Below are 14005 nucleotides of genomic sequence, written 5' to 3' on the forward strand. Positions count from 1 at the left end.
GTTCAGTCCCCCCCTTCCGACGTCAGGACGTCCTTGAACTCCAGGTCGAGCGCACGCAGCGCGTCCGACTTCTCCTTGGCGACCTTCTGGATGTTCGCGGCGTTGTCCTGCGTGCGGCTGAAGGCCACGTCCACCGTGCCGGTGTCGGCCTTGAGCACCAGGTCGTAGAACTGCTGTCGCACGCGGCGGAAGCTCTCGTAGGCGATGCGTCCCACCAGGTTGCGCGCGTCACCGGAGGCGGCGGCCACCTCCTGCTCGTAGCCCTGGAGCAGGGCCTGCTCCACGCGCACCTTGTCGCGGATGGACTTCACGCGGTTCTCCAGCCGCGAGCGCAGCGCCACCCGCGCGATGGCGACCCGGCCACGCAGCGAGTCGATGCGCGAGCGCACCGCGTGCATGCGCAACAGCACGCGGGTGTCCTCGCCGGACAGCCGGCCTTCACCGGCGCGCAAGAGGCCGTGCTCCTGCTGGAGCGCGGCGGAGTAGCGGGCGCGGATGGCGGCCTCGCCCTCCAGCGACGTGTCCGTGGACTGGCGCTCACTGGCGAGCCGGGCGCGCGTGCGGTCCAGCTCCGCCTGCAGGTCCTTCAGCGTGGCGATCTCCGCCTGGAGCTGCACCAGGAACTCGCGCTCCTCGGCGGGGTCCGCCTGCCGCTCGTCGCGCGTGTCCTCCACCCACTTGCGGATGGCGGCGGCGTTGGCGTGCAGGCTCTGGAGCTCGTAGCCCACGCGGAAGGCCTCGCGGTCCACCGCGTCCACCTTGGCCTGCATGCGGTGGCGGCGCTCCTCCAGCTCCTTGTTGGTGGTGGGCAGGGCCGCGAAGCGCAGCCGCTGGGCCTCGCGCGCGCCCTGGGCGACGAGCAGCTTCTCGCGCTCGGCGGGCGTCAGCTTCTCCTCCACCAGCTCCGCCTCCGCCTGGACCAGGGACTGCTCCACGGCGGTGAGCGCGGTGTCCACGGCCTCCGTGCGGACGTAGCCCTCCTGCAACTCCGGGAAGGCCTCCAGCCCGCGCGCGTCCAGCGCCTCCAGGATGCGCTCCGCGATGGCCTTCGCCTCGCCCGCGCCCTGACGGCCGCTGTCCAGGTCGCCCACCATCCGCACCGCGTCCGCGACCTCCTTCTGCGTGGACGCGTACTTCAGCGCCAGCGGGGGCAGGAGCGTGCTCACGTCCAGCGAGCGCTCGTTGCGCGCCAGCAGGTTGTCGAAGTACGCGACCGGGTCCTGGTTCACGCGCAGCAGCGCGTCCACCTTGTCGCGCGCGGGACGGAACGTGTTCGCCACGCCGTCATACGTCTCCAGCGCCTCGTCGTACTGGCGCAGCTTCTGGAGCAGGTGCCCCTGGAGGATGCGCGCCTCGGGGGCGAGCTGCGAATCCGGCGCGACGAGCAGCAGGATGTCCGTGGCGTTCTTCGCCTGCGTGAAGTCCTGCTTGCGCACGTACGTCCACGCGACCTCCAGCAGTGACTCCGGGAAGCGCTCGCTCTCGCGTGGAATCTGGCCGTAGTGGTCCAGCGCCTCGTCGTAGCGGCCCGTCTCGTACATCAGCCGTCCCAACGACAGGAACGCGAGCTCGCGGAAGCGCTGGGCCTCCGCCTCCGGAATGCCGGTGGACACCACGGCCTCCGGCCCGGTGCCCACGATGCGCTGGAACTGCGCGATGGCGGCCGGGTAGTCCCCGCTCTGCACGCTCAGGACGCCCAGGTGATAGACGGCCTGCACGCGGAAGGCGCCGGGGCTCTGCGCCAGCGGGGCGAACAGCGCGCGCGAGCGCTGCTGGTGCTCCTCCGGCGTCAAATCCATGCGCTTGAAGGTGCCGCGCGCGTGCACGTAGGCGATGTCCGGCGCCAGCACGCCGCCCGACAGTTGCCGCGCCTTCTCCACGTAGGTGTCGATGCCTTCGAACTGCTGGAGCCGGCCCGCCACCGCGAGGTAGCGGCTCACGGCCTCCTTGTAGCGCTGCGGCGTCAGGGGCAGGTCCAGCACGTCGCGCAGGTACACCCGCGCGCCGATGTCGTTCTTCTGCTGGTAGAGCGCGTCCGCCAGGTAGAAGACCGCCTCGGGGTAGCGCGGGTGCGCCTTGAACGCCGGGTCGCTCACCAGGTCGTAGAAGAGGACGGACGCGGCGGCCCAGTCACCCAGGAGCGAGTACACCTCGCCCTCGGAGAAGCGCTTGAGCTGCGAGTCGGTGCTGCTGGGCTCCGGGCGCTCCGTGAACTGCGTCTCCACGAAGCGCAGCGACAGCTCCGCGGTGCGCAGCTGTGCCTCCACCGCTTCCACCGAAGCCGCGCGCGAGCTCAGCGACGCGGGCATGGGCGGCAGCGGGGCCCCCGGCTTGGGGGCCTGGGGCGCCGGAGCGGGCGCGGCCCCGAGGGACAGCGCGAGGGCCAGGGCGTGAAGCGTCGCGGTCACGGCCGTCCGCTCCTACTTCGGCTCGCTGGAGGTGGTGGCCGGCGCGGCGGGCGTCCCCGGTGCGCCTTCCGTCTCCGAGCCCGCGCTGGGGCCGGCGGGCCGGTTCGCGCGCGTGTCCTTGGCCACTTCGATGTCGTAGCGCACCGCGGGCCGGTCCTTCAGGTCCGTGGTGAGGCCGCCCTTCTCCACGCCCACCACGTTCACCGTGGTGACCTTTCCGGACTCCGCGTTGAAGGTGTAACTGGATTGCACCTTGAACTTGTAGCCTTCCAGGTAGCTGAACACGCCGTAGCCGCTGCCCCGGTACACCAGGCGCACCGCGAGCTGGTGCTGGCCCGGCACGATGCGGCCGTTGAAGACCTCCAGCGACTGGTGCCGGTTCAGGTCTCCCTGCGTGTCCACCTGGGTGAAGATGGGCGCGCCGTCCAGCGCGTACACCACCGACTCCAACTGGAACGCGTTGCCCATCTCGTTCTTGTGCACCAGCACCGCGCGCGCGCCGGTGGACAGCTCGCCGCCCATCACCGACTCCTGGAGCAGCAGCAGGCGCGCCTTGGAGCGGTAGATCTTCTCCTTCAGGTCGACGACCTGCTCCTCCAGCGTCTTCACGCGCGACGTGAAGGCCTCGTCCGCCGTCTGGTCGCCCGCGGGTGCTTGCGCGGCGGGGGCCTGTGGCGTGCTCGCGGCCGATGATGCGGCGGCGGCCGGAGGCGGGGAAGCAGGGGAGGGGGACGCACCTTGCGCGAACACCGGCCCGGACAGGCCAGCGCTCAGGAGCGCGAGGAGACGAAAGGTGGCGGATGCGACGCGCACGGTACGACCTCGGAAGGCGGCTCTGCCCGACGGCACGAGGTCATACCATCCTTTGCCGGGGGCTGCCCGGTGGGGGCCAGCCCGCCGGGCGGGGAAGCAGGCGGACTGTCAACCGCCCTTGCGCAGCTCGGTGAGGACCAGCTTGGCCACGGCCTTGAGCGTGTCGAACACGCCCACGCCCGTGGGCGCCACGGCCTGGTACTCCGGGATGTTCCGCGGGTTGAGCGCCTTGCGCATCTCCTCCACGGTCACCGCGTTGGGCAGGTCGCGCTTGTTGTACTGCACGACGTACGGAATCTTGTTCAGGTCGTAGCCCTGCTCCGCCAGGTTGATGCGCAGGTTCTCCAACGACTCCATGTTGGCTTCCATGCGCTCAATCTGGCTGTCGGCGACGAACACCACGCCGTCCACGCCCTTGAGGATGAGCTTGCGGCTGGCGTCATAGAACACCTGGCCGGGCACCGTGTAGAGGTGGAAGCGCGTCTTGAAGCCGCGGATCTCACCGAGCGACAGCGGGAGGAAGTCGAAGAAGAGCGTGCGGTCCGTCTCCGTGGAGAGGGAGATCAGCTTGCCCTTCGTGTCCGCCGCGGTCTTGTTGTAGATGTACTGAAGGTTGGTCGTCTTCCCGCAGAGTCCCGGCCCGTAATAGACAATCTTGCAGTTGATTTCGCGGGATGAGTAATTGATGAAGGACATGGCTTCCCGGGTTACTCGCTGAAGAGGTTGTCGATATCGTCGTCGGAGATCTCGGCGAACGGCGAACCGGCTCCGGGGCTGTCGGTCTTCTTCACGAGGCTTTCGAAGATCTTCGTCAGCTCGTCGCTGGCCTTCTTGATGCGCAGGCGCACCAGACCCAGGCTCGTGCGGTTGTCGAAGATGACGACCAGCACCACCCGGCTGCCGACGATGGTCATGTAGAGGCTGTCCTTCGCCCCTTCATGGAACTGATTGGGGAACTCGTTCTCCCCGATGAGCTTCGCGAGTCCGCCCATGGCGGCCACGTTGCCGGCCGTCAGCGACGCGAGCGAGGTGGTGTCGATGTTCTGCGTCTGGCCGGCCGAGGAGATGAGCTGGCCGTTCTTGTCGACGAGGAAGACCACCTTCGCGTTCGCGTCCTTGGTGAGCCGGTCGCAAACGGCGTTGATCTTGGTGAACTCCTCTTCGTACATCACCAGTTGCGTGCCCATGGGCGTATGCGCTCCTCAGCGTTCGCTCGCCCCGCGCACGGCGGCGCTCCGATGTTTCTGGAGTGAATCCCGGAGGTTAGACGAGGCGCTACCGACCGCCGTCATGCTTAGCAAAGCAGTTCCACTCCAGCAAGAAGCCAGCCGTGATCCGCGCCGCTTCTTGAAGGAATGACGGGTTCGCGGGTTGGGACACCTGCCCCGCTTCTCTATACTCTCCCGGGCCTTGCGCCGCTCGAGCCCCCTCACCGACATCCTCCCGCGCCTCGTCGTCCTCGTCCTGGCGCTCGCCTGTACCGGGGCCGCCCGTGCGCAGGCCCCCGAGTCCGAGCGCGCCTCGCTGCGCCTTCGCTACGGGCTGTCCTCACGGCAGGGTGAGCAGGTGGATGTAGGGCCCGGGCTCACCTACAGCGGTCTGACGCCGAACGACGTGGCGCTGACGTTGATGGGCTGGGCGGGGGAGTACCTGGGGGGCCAGGTGGATCTGCAGCGCGAGGCGTTCGAGCTGAGGGATGCCTCTTCGCGCGTGACGGGTGGCAGCCTGGTGCGCGGCTCGGTGGGGCCGCGCGGGCGCCTGTCGCTGGGGCCGGTGCGGCTGGAGCTGGGCGCGGGCTATGGCTTCGCGCAGCTGCCGCTGTTCGGTGGGTTCACCTACGCGCCGGTGTTGCAGCGGGGCGTGCGGCACGCGGCGCTGATGTCAGGCCGGGTGCTGGTGGCGCTGCCGGCGCGGCTCCAGTTGGAGGCGCGGGGCGAGGTGCCGCTGACGCTCTCCGCGCACGCGGCGGACGGGCTGAAGGCGTCGTCGTCCGGCTACGTGGTGGGCGCGGCGCTGTCGTATCCGGTGGTGCGCCGGGACGGCTGGACGGGGCGGCTGCTGCTGGACGTGCAGCAGGCGCACGACACGATGGAGCTGGAGGACAGCGGCCTGCGCTCCGAGCAGCGGATGCGCCGCATCGGCCTGGGCTTCGAGGTGGCGCTGGATGGCGTGGGCCGGGCGTCGCGACCCGCGGGCCCGCGCCAGGCCTTCGTCGCGCTGAGCGTGGTGGACGCGGAGACGGGCGCACCGCTTCCGGGCGCGCACGTGCGCGTGCCCTCCTTGAAGACGCCGGGCACGGACGAGGAGCGGGTCGCGGACGCGCAGGGGCAGTTGCGGGTGCTGCTCCCCGAGGGCGCGCAGTCCACGCAGGCCAGCGTGGACGGCTATGAGGACGCGACGGCGGTCGCCACCGTCAACGGCGATGCCCCGGAGAGCGCGCCGGTCCAGCTCCGGCTGCGCAAGAAGGCGCCGAAGACGGGCTCGCTCAAGCTGAAGGTGGTGCAGGGCAAGAACAGCGCGCCGGTCGCGGACGTGCAGGTGGTTTCGGGCACCGCGCGGCTGCGCACGGACAAGGCCGGCGAGCTGCTGCTGGAGGGGCTGGAGCCCGGGCCCGTGGCCATCGCGATGTCCGCGCCGGGCTTCCGCCCCACGGAAGAGGCCGCGGTGGTGGTGGCGGGGCAGACGTCGGAGCTGGTGGTGGTGCTGTCGCAGGACCGCAAGGGCGAGCAGGCCACGCTGGTGGGCCAGGTGCGAAGCGCGCGCAACGGCCAGCCGCTGGTGGCGACGGTGTCCATTCCCCAGGCGAAGGTGCGCACGCGCACGGACAAGAGCGGCACCTTCACCGCGCGCGTCCGCGGCGGCACGTACCGCATCACCCTGTCCGCGCCCGGGCACCGGACCCAGACGAAGATGGTCACCGTGCGCGAGGGCGAGCAGGCCATTCTCAACGTTGATCTGTTCCCGAGGGGCCGGTGAATCGCGCCCGTCCGTCGTCGTCGAGGTTTCAGTGAGTCCTGTCCGCATCCTGGCGCTGTCGCTGCTCGTCCTCCTCTCCGGCTGCTCGGGGTGTGAACGCGAGGAGGCGCCGAAACCTCCGCCAGTGGTGGAGGTGGACGCGGGGAGCGTCGTTCCCATTGGCCGCCTGGAAGGGCTGTCCGGCGACGTGCGCCTGGAGCGCGGCGGCAAGGTGGGCCCGGCGGTGGAGGGCCCCCTGCTCGCGGGCGACGCGGTCGAGACGGGCGAGAGCGGATCCGCGACGGTGCGCTTCCCGGGCGACCGGACGGTGGAGGTGGGCAGCGAGGGCCGGTTCGCGGTGGGCTCGGACGCGACGGGCATCGTGATGAAGGTGGAGCGCGGCATCGTGCTGTCGCGCGTGCCCGCGGGCGGGAAGGCCGACAGCGCGGGCTCCAAGGTGACGTTGAACATCCTCACCCCCTTCGGCCTCACGCGGGTGGGGCCGGAGCAGTCGGAGGTGAAGGTCGCGGTGGCGGAGGACTCGGCGCGGGTGGAGGTGAAGCTGGGCGCCATCGAGCTGGTCTCCAAGGACGGCAAGACGCTGCGCGCGGCGCAGGGCGACGCGGTGGACCTGACCCGCGAGCGCGCGCAGGTGACGTCCGCCCCGCGCGTCGTGGAGCTGGCGCCCATCCCGGTGACGGTGCGCGCGTCGTCTGGCGTCGCGGAGGTGAAGTCGAAGGACACGGGCCGCTGGCGCAAGGTGCGCCGCGAGGGCGAGGTGCTGGCCTTCGGCGACGGCGTGCGGACAAAGGGAGGCGAGGCGGTGCTGTCCCTCAAGGACAGCGGCACGGTGCTGACGCTCGCTCCAGGCGCGGAGGCGGTGCTGGAGAGCGCGGGCCAGCAGGGCACCATCGACGAGGCGCGCGTCAACCTGCTCCAGGGCCTGTTGGCGGTGCAGCTCGCCATGGGCCGTGAGAGCCGCGTGGTGCTGCCGGAGATGACGGTGGAGTCGGGCAGTGGCGCGAGGCTGGAGATCCGCCGCACCCACGCCGGCATGCAGGTGGCGGCGCACACGGGCGACGTGACGCTGCGGCGGGGCGAGGCGCGGCAGGAGCTGCGCGCGGGTGAGCGCGCCACCGTGGGCACGGACGGCAACGCGAAGGTGGAGCCGCTGGAGGAGGCGGTGGTCGCGGTGGGCCCGGGCGACGGCACGGAGGTCTTCCACCGGGGCCTTTCGGAGGTGGCGCTCACCTGGGAGGGCGAGGGCGACGCGGTGGTGGAGGCGGCGCAGGACGCGGCCTTCAAGCGCCCGGTGCTCTGGGGCCGCGTGCACCGCGCTTCCGTCAACGTCACCGCGCTGGCGAAGGGCACGCTGTACTGGCGGGCGCGCAAGGAGGACGGCACGCAGGTGGCGGCGGGCAGCGTCCACTTCGCTCCGGAGTCGCCCACCAATTCGCTGGCGCGCGCGCGCAACGTGGTGCCGGAGGGGCCGGAGAAGACGACCATCTTCTACCAGGACAAGCCCCCGGCGGTGACCTTCACCTACGGCGAGGAACCGCAGGCCCGTACCTATCGCGTGGCGGTGTACAAGGCGGGCTCGCTGGCGACGCCGGTGGTGCAGCGCACGGTATCGGAGACGCGCGCGGCGCTGGAGGCGGGACAGCTGGGCGAGGGCAGCTACCTGTGGTCCGTCACGCCGCTGTCGCAGGCGGGGGCGGCCCTCAAGGGCGGGCGGATGAACAAGCTGGAGCTCGTCTATGACAACTCGGTGGTGGGGCTGGTGGTGGACAGCCCGCGCCAGGGTGTGCCGGCGGCGGAGAAGGTGCGGGCTTCGGGCGTGGCACCCGTGAATGCCCGCCTGTCCATCAACGGACGGGCCGTGCCCCTGGACGCCAAGCACCGCTTCGATACATGGGTGGCCCCCATGGGAATGCCCCCCCTCCTGGTGTTTAAGATGACGCGCCCTGGTGCCCCGGACGTACTCACGGTGCGCACCCTGAAACCGCGAGGACCTTGAGGGATGGCACAGCCCAACGTTCCCATTCCGGATCCCGCCGGCGCATCCACCGCCACGCTCCTCCAGCCCTACGGGCAGTACGTGCTCGTGCGAAAGCTGGCCGAGGGCGGCATGGCGGAGATCTTCCTCGCCAAGCTGCTGGGCGCGGACGGCTTCGAGCGCAACGTGGTGCTCAAGCGGATGCTGCCGACGCTGTCGGCCATCCCGGACTTCGTGGAGATGTTCCGCGACGAGGCGCGGCTCGCGGCGAAGCTGTCGCATCCGCACATCGTGCAGATCCACGAGCTGGGCTTCACGGACGGCTGCTACTACATCTGCATGGAGTACCTCGCGGGCGAGGACTTCTCCACGACGCTGCGGCTCGCGGGCCGGCGCCGGCAGTACGTGCCGCTGCCCATGGTGCTGCGGGTGCTCATCGACGCGGCGCGGGGCCTGCACTTCGCGCACGCCTTCACGAACGAGCAGGGCCAGCCGCTGAACGTGGTGCACCGGGACGTGTCGCCGTCCAACCTGTACGTGACGTACCAGGGACAGGTGAAGGTGCTGGACTTCGGCATCGCCAAGGCCGAGTCGCGGCTCGTCCAGACGCGCACCGGCGTGGTGAAGGGCAAGTACATCTACATGGCGCCGGAGCAGGCGCAGGGGAAGGAGGTCGACCCGCGCGCGGACGTCTTCTCCCTGGGCGTCAGCCTCTACGAGGCCGTCACGCACGTGCGGCCCTTCTCCCGTGAGAATGACCTGGCGGTGCTCAACGCGCTGCTCCAGTGCGAGTTCGAGAAGCCGCGCGCGCTGAGAGCGGACCTGCCGCAGGGCCTGGAGGACATCATCCTCAAGGCCATGGCCTTCAAGCCGGAGGACCGGTACGCGACGGCGGAGGACTTCGCGGTCGCGCTGGAGACCTTCGCCTCGGACTTCCAGGGCGGCGCCGCGAGCGCCCCGGCGCTGGGCACGTTCCTGCGCAACCACTTTGGCGAGGAGCGCGTCACGGAGAAGACGCGCATCCCCACGATGGCCACGCTCACCGCGGCGCGTCCGACGGACCCCGAGTTCGCGGCCATCGCCAGCGCCGGGACGAACACGTACGGGCCGCCGGTGGTCCGCCCGAGCAGCACGGGCGTGAGGGCGCTGACCACGCAGAACAAGGCGGCCCCGGTGCAGGCGCAGGCTCCCGAGCCGGAGGTTGTGCCGAGCGCGCCTCCGGTGAAGCCCGCGTCCCGTCGCTGGCTCCTGGGCGTGGTGGGCGGTCTGGGGCTGGTGGCCGCGGGCGTGGCCTTCGTCGTCGCGCGGCCCGGTGGCATCGCGGCGACCGTCACGCCTCCGCCTCCGGTACAGCAGGCCGTCGCGCCCGTGGCCACTGGAACTCCGGCGGGCACGCAGGCTCCCGCGGTCGCGGCCCAGGGCACGCAGGGGACTCCGGCCCCGGGGCCTGAAGGGACCTCACCGGGAGACGTTCAGGGCACCGTGCGGGACGACACGCCCGGCGGTGACGCGGTGGCGACGTCCGTGACGGATTCGCCCCATGTGGACGACGGGGTGGAGGACACGTCCCACCGCAAGGTGACGAAGAGGCCGGCGGCGAAGGAGCCGGTGACGCTGGGCATCGACGACATCCAGCGCGTGGTGTCCGGCGGCCGCTCGAAAATCACGGGCTGCTTCGAGCGCTACAAGTCCGACCTGCCGGCGGCCTCGGGCGAGGTGCAGGTGGAGCTCACCATCGTGTCGTCGGGCAAGGTGCGCGCAGGCACGCGCGGGCCGCTGGCGTCCACGCCGGTGGGACGCTGCCTGGAGACGCAGGCGCAGAGCCTGCGCTTCCCGGTGCACCGCGACCAGGAGGTCACGGTGTTGATGCCGTTCTCGTGGAAGGTGACGCAGTAGCCCGCGTCGTCACAGGTCGCGGCGGGCGGACAGCGCCTTGGCGAGCGTGGCCTGGTCCGCGAACTCCAGGTCGCCGCCCATGGGCAGCCCCTGGGCGATGCGCGTCACCCGCAGGCCCATCGGCTTGAGCAGCCGCGTGAGGTAGAGCGCGGTGGCCTCGCCCTCGATGTCCGGGTTGGTGGCGAGGATGATCTCCTCCACCCGGCTGTCGTTGAGGCGGTGCAGCAGCTCCTTGATGCGCAGCTGCTCCGGGTCCACGCCTTCCAGCGGGGACAGCACGCCGTGCAGCACGTGGTAGCGGCCCTTGAACTCGCGGGTGCGCTCCAGCGCCATCAGGTCGGAGTAGGTCTCCACCACGCACAGGGCTCGCTCGTCGCGGCGGTTGTCGCGACAGAAGCCGCACAGCTCCGAGTCGGTGAGGGAGAAGCAGCGCACGCACAGGTGCACCTTCTCCTTCACCTCGCGGATGGCCTGCGAGAGGTCGACGGCGAACTCGCCCGGCGCCCGCAGGATGTGGAACGCGAGGCGCTGGGCGGTCTTCTCACCAATGCCCGGCAGCTTCGCGAGCTGGGCGACCAGGCGATTCAGCGGATCGGGGGTCATCCGTCTTTAATTAATGCCGGGGATCTTCACGCCGCCGGAGATCTTCGCCAGCTCGGCGTTCATATGCTGACGGCTGTTCGCCAGGGCAGCGTTCACGGCGGCGGTGATGAGGTCCTCGAGCATCCCCGGGTCGTTGGGGTCGATGGCGCTCTTGTCGATCTTGATGCTGCGGATCTCCTGCACGCAGTTGGCGACGACCGTCACGCGGCCCTCGCCGGACTTCGCCTCGACGGTCTCTTCCGCCAGCTGCTTCTTCCGCTCCTCGATCTTCTCGGTGAGCTTGTTCGCCTGCCGGATGAAGTAGTTCAGGTCGATGCCGGGCATGTGCTTCCTCGGTCCCCGGTCGTGGGAGCGCGGGGCCGCCATGGCGCCGCTCGGAGCAGGGACGTTGCCGCGCACCCTAGCGGGGTGCGGCGGCGTTGTCAGTCCTCAGGAGCAGCGGGGACGTCCGGGAGGTTGGCCGGTGGCCGCTCGGGCTCGTAGACCTGGATGTGTTCGATTTCGCCGCCCAGCATCTTGAGGATGGCCCGCACGGACGCGTGGGAGCGCACCTTGCCCTCGGTGGACTTCTCGTGGGTGTTTCGGGTCTGGGTGTCCACCTCGGAGAGGCTCAGCCCCATGCCGCCCGGGAGGACATCCTGGGTCTGGGGCACGTCCGTGATGGTGAGCTTCACGGCCCGGCCGAAGTGCGACGCGAGCGCCGCGTCCACGGTGGCCTTGCCCGCGGCGGCCGTGACGGCGGCCTTGTGGAAGGCGGCGGAGGGCGGGAAGCCCAGGATGATTTCGCCCGCCTTCATGGACTGGAGGCGGCCGTTGGCGAGCGCCGTGCCGTGGCGCACGGACGTGGCCTTCACGGTCTCCACGGCGGCGCGCCATCGCTCGGGCAGGGAGCGGTTGGGGTTGTCGCGGCTGGTGGCGACGGGCGCCATCGCGGGCGGCGGCTCGGGCTCCGGCGGCTCCGGTTCGGGAGCGGCGGGCTCCGCCACGGGGATGCACTCGCCGGAGGCACAGCCTTCCGCGGAGCCCTCTTCCGGGAACATGCGCTCGTCCGCGTCCTCGTCGCCGTGGGGCGGAGGTTCGGGAGGAGCCACGGGCTCCGGCTTGCGCATGTTGGTGATGCGCACGGTGGGCGCGGCGGGTTCGGGCGCGCGAGCCGCGGGCGTGGGGACATCAGCAGGAGCCGGGGGCTGGGCGCCGCCGTTGCGGAGGAAGGAGAGGGGACGGGCCGCGGACGGGGGCAGGTCGTCCATGACGACGCCCGGGGCCGGAGGGGGCTCCATCGCGGGGGCCGCACCGCCACCATTGCGCAGGAAGGACAGCGGGCGCGCTGCGGACGGAGACAGGTCGTCCATCACCACCGGCGCGGGAGGCACGGCGGCGGGCGTTGGAACGGGACCGGCCGCGCCACCGCCATTGCGAAGGAAGGAGAGGGGACGGGCTGCCGCGGGGGACAGGCCCTCCATCAGCGCGGCAGGAGGCGTCCGGGTAGCCACGGCGGATGCACCGGCCTGCTCACCGCGTGAGGGAGCTTCGTGTGAGGCGGTGGCCCCCACGTGCGGAGATGCGCCGCGAGCCTCGAATGGCTGCGGCGTCGGGCCCGTGCGCGTGGACGCATCCTGCGCCCCGAAGGGACGAGGGCTCGCGCCCGCGTAGGCCGCAGGGCCTTGAGCCTCACGTGAGTGCCCGTTGGACGCGGGGGGCGCCGACGCGCCAGCTGCGTCGAACGGCCGGACCGTCGCGCCCGCGTGCGCGGACGAAGCCGGAGCGTCGAACGAACGTGGCGGTGTCCCCGCATGCGCGGACGGGCTCTGGGTAACCGCCATGCGCAGCGAGGCCTCCGGCGACGCGAATGCGGACGGAGGCACCGGGCGTGACGAGGCCTCCGTGTATGCGGACGGACCTTGCGTGTCCGTCATGCGCGGCGGGGCCACCGTCGACGCGGAGGCGGACGGAGGCACTGGACGCGACGGGGTCTCCGCGTGCGCGGACAGGCCCTGTGCTTCGAACGGACGCGGCGTGGCGCCCGTTTGCGCGGGAGTGCTCGGACCTTCGACAGGACGCGGCGCTGCTACGGGCGCGGGCGCGCGGACTTCGGTCTGGACCTCAGACGCGAAAGTTCGCGGGACCGGAGCGACCTCCTGGCGCTCCGGCAGTGCTCTTCGCGGCGCCTTCCGCGCCAAGGCCCGCGGACAGCCGCTCCACGCGGGCCAGCAGGTCGGGAATCGAACCAGCCGGGGACAGCTGGATGGCCTTGAGCAGCGCCATCTCCAGCGCCAGCCGGGGCTGCGCCGCTCGCGACACGTCCCAGATGCAGCCGTGCACGATGTCGAACAGCCGCGACAACTGCGCCGTGTCCGCTTCCTTCGCCAGCGCCACGAGCGCCTTCTGCTCGGACTCCGCCAGCTCCGCGGGTGCCTCACCCAGCGACTTCGTCACGAAGAGGTGCCGCAGCTGCAGCGCCAGCTCCTCCGCCAGCCGCTTCAGGTCCAGGCCCCGGTTGAACACCTCATCCACGCGGCCCAGCACGCGCTTGGCGTCCTTGCGGACCAGCGCCTCCGCGAAGTCCTGCACCACCGTGCGGTCGATGGCGCCCATCGCCTCCGCGACGGCCTCGTCCGTGGGGTTGGGACCGCACGACGCGAGAATCTGATCCAACAGGCTCAGCGCGTCGCGCATGCCGCCTTCGGACTGGCGCACCACCAGCGACAGCGACTGCTCGGAGATGCCCGCGCCTTCCGCCTGGCAGATCTCCTTCAGGCGCTGGAGCATCCGCGCCGCGGAGATGCGCCGGAAGTTGTGCCGCTGGCAGCGCGACAGGATGGTGTCCGGGAGCTTGTGCGCCTCCGTCGTCGCGAAGATGAACTTCACGTGACCAGGCGGCTCCTCCAACGTCTTCAGGAGCGCGTTGAACGCCGCGCCGGAGAGCATGTGGACTTCGTCGATGATGTAGATCTTGTGGCGGTCGCGCTGCGGCAGGTACTTCGCGTTCTCGCGAATCTCGCGCACGTTCTCGACGCCGTTGTTGGACGCACCGTCGATCTCCGCGACGTCCACGCTGGTGCCGGCGGTGATTTCGGTGCACGCCCGGCAGGTGCCGCACGGGGTCGCCGTGGGGCCCTGCTCACAGTTGAGCGCCTTGGCGAGCAGGCGGGCGGCCGTCGTCTTGCCCACCCCTCGAGGACCGCAGAACAGGTACGCGTGCGCGACCCGGTCCATCTTGATGGCGTTCCCGATGGTCCGGACCACGTGCTCCTGGCCGGTCATGTCATCGAACTTCTGCGGGCGCCATTTGCGGGCGAGGACGAGGTAGCTCATGGGGACAACCATCTAAACA

The 14005-nt window shown here is 70.8% G+C and carries 11 protein-coding genes; 3 read left to right on the forward strand and 8 right to left on the reverse strand.

The window, feature by feature from the left end; translation table 11 throughout:
* Positions 1–2: 2 nt before the first annotated feature.
* The 4 genes from ACX114_RS09625 to mglB form a co-directional block, all read right to left on the reverse strand.
* Positions 3–2408, reverse strand: coding sequence for a tetratricopeptide repeat protein (locus tag ACX114_RS09625; RefSeq protein WP_459296904.1), 2406 nt, complete (start codon positions 2406–2408; stop codon positions 3–5).
* A gap of 12 nt (positions 2409–2420) precedes the next feature.
* Complete coding sequence (locus tag ACX114_RS09630; RefSeq protein ID WP_459296906.1) at positions 2421–3221, reverse strand: dihydrolipoamide acetyltransferase; 801 nt, start codon at positions 3219–3221, stop codon at positions 2421–2423.
* A gap of 108 nt (positions 3222–3329) precedes the next feature.
* The gene (gene mglA / locus ACX114_RS09635) at positions 3330–3917 is read right to left on the reverse strand and encodes a gliding-motility regulator Ras-like GTPase MglA (RefSeq protein ID WP_014394794.1); all 588 of its coding nucleotides are present in this window, start codon (positions 3915–3917) and stop codon (positions 3330–3332) included.
* An 11-nt stretch (positions 3918–3928) separates the two neighbouring features.
* Positions 3929–4408 carry a gliding-motility regulator GTPase-activating protein MglB gene (gene mglB, locus ACX114_RS09640; protein WP_002637270.1) on the reverse strand — a complete coding sequence of 160 codons (480 nt, stop codon included), beginning with the start codon at positions 4406–4408 and terminating at the stop codon, positions 3929–3931.
* Between the two features lie 223 nt (positions 4409–4631).
* Here mglB and ACX114_RS09645 point away from each other — a divergent pair, with 223 nt between their 5' ends.
* Genes ACX114_RS09645 through ACX114_RS09655 form a run of 3 tightly spaced genes read left to right on the forward strand, consistent with a single transcriptional unit; the run spans position 4632 to position 10068 of the window.
* Entirely contained in the window at positions 4632–6197 is a 1566-nt protein-coding gene (locus tag ACX114_RS09645; protein ID WP_459296910.1) for a carboxypeptidase regulatory-like domain-containing protein, read from the forward strand.
* A 31-nt stretch (positions 6198–6228) separates the two neighbouring features.
* Positions 6229–8193, forward strand: coding sequence for a FecR family protein (locus ACX114_RS09650; protein ID WP_459296912.1), 1965 nt, complete (start codon positions 6229–6231; stop codon positions 8191–8193).
* A 3-nt stretch (positions 8194–8196) separates the two neighbouring features.
* Entirely contained in the window at positions 8197–10068 is a 1872-nt protein-coding gene (locus ACX114_RS09655) for a protein kinase domain-containing protein (protein ID WP_459296914.1), read from the forward strand.
* Positions 10069–10077: 9 nt separating this feature from the next.
* Here ACX114_RS09655 and recR read toward each other — a convergent pair whose 3' ends face one another.
* The 4 genes from recR to dnaX all read right to left on the reverse strand — a co-directional run bounded on the left by recR (position 10078) and on the right by dnaX (position 13986).
* Positions 10078–10671, reverse strand: coding sequence for a recombination mediator RecR (recR, locus tag ACX114_RS09660; protein ID WP_459296916.1), 594 nt, complete (start codon positions 10669–10671; stop codon positions 10078–10080).
* A 6-nt stretch (positions 10672–10677) separates the two neighbouring features.
* Complete coding sequence (locus tag ACX114_RS09665) at positions 10678–10995, reverse strand: YbaB/EbfC family nucleoid-associated protein (RefSeq protein ID WP_120551982.1); 318 nt, start codon at positions 10993–10995, stop codon at positions 10678–10680.
* 98 nt (positions 10996–11093) lie between these two features.
* On the reverse strand, positions 11094–12164 hold the full coding sequence (locus ACX114_RS09670) for a DNA polymerase III subunit gamma/tau (RefSeq protein ID WP_459296919.1): 1071 nt from the start codon (positions 12162–12164) through the stop codon (positions 11094–11096).
* A 610-nt stretch (positions 12165–12774) separates the two neighbouring features.
* Positions 12775–13986, reverse strand: coding sequence for a DNA polymerase III subunit gamma/tau (dnaX, locus tag ACX114_RS09675; protein ID WP_459296921.1), 1212 nt, complete (start codon positions 13984–13986; stop codon positions 12775–12777).
* Positions 13987–14005: the final 19 nt, after the last annotated feature.

It is taken from the genome of Corallococcus sp. M7 (assembly GCF_054512695.1).

What these genes read in the sequence shown, in the direction of transcription:
- recR (WP_459296916.1), bottom strand. Translation starts at nt 10,671, where the DNA reads ATGACCCCCGATCCGCTGAATCGCCTGGTCGCCCAGCTCGCGAAGCTG.
- ACX114_RS09665 (WP_120551982.1), bottom strand. Translation starts at nt 10,995, where the DNA reads ATGCCCGGCATCGACCTGAACTACTTCATCCGGCAGGCGAACAAGCTC.
- ACX114_RS09655 (WP_459296914.1), top strand. Translation starts at nt 8,197, where the DNA reads ATGGCACAGCCCAACGTTCCCATTCCGGATCCCGCCGGCGCATCCACC.
- mglB (WP_002637270.1), bottom strand. Translation starts at nt 4,408, where the DNA reads ATGGGCACGCAACTGGTGATGTACGAAGAGGAGTTCACCAAGATCAAC.
- dnaX (WP_459296921.1), bottom strand. Translation starts at nt 13,986, where the DNA reads ATGAGCTACCTCGTCCTCGCCCGCAAATGGCGCCCGCAGAAGTTCGAT.
- mglA (WP_014394794.1), bottom strand. Translation starts at nt 3,917, where the DNA reads ATGTCCTTCATCAATTACTCATCCCGCGAAATCAACTGCAAGATTGTC.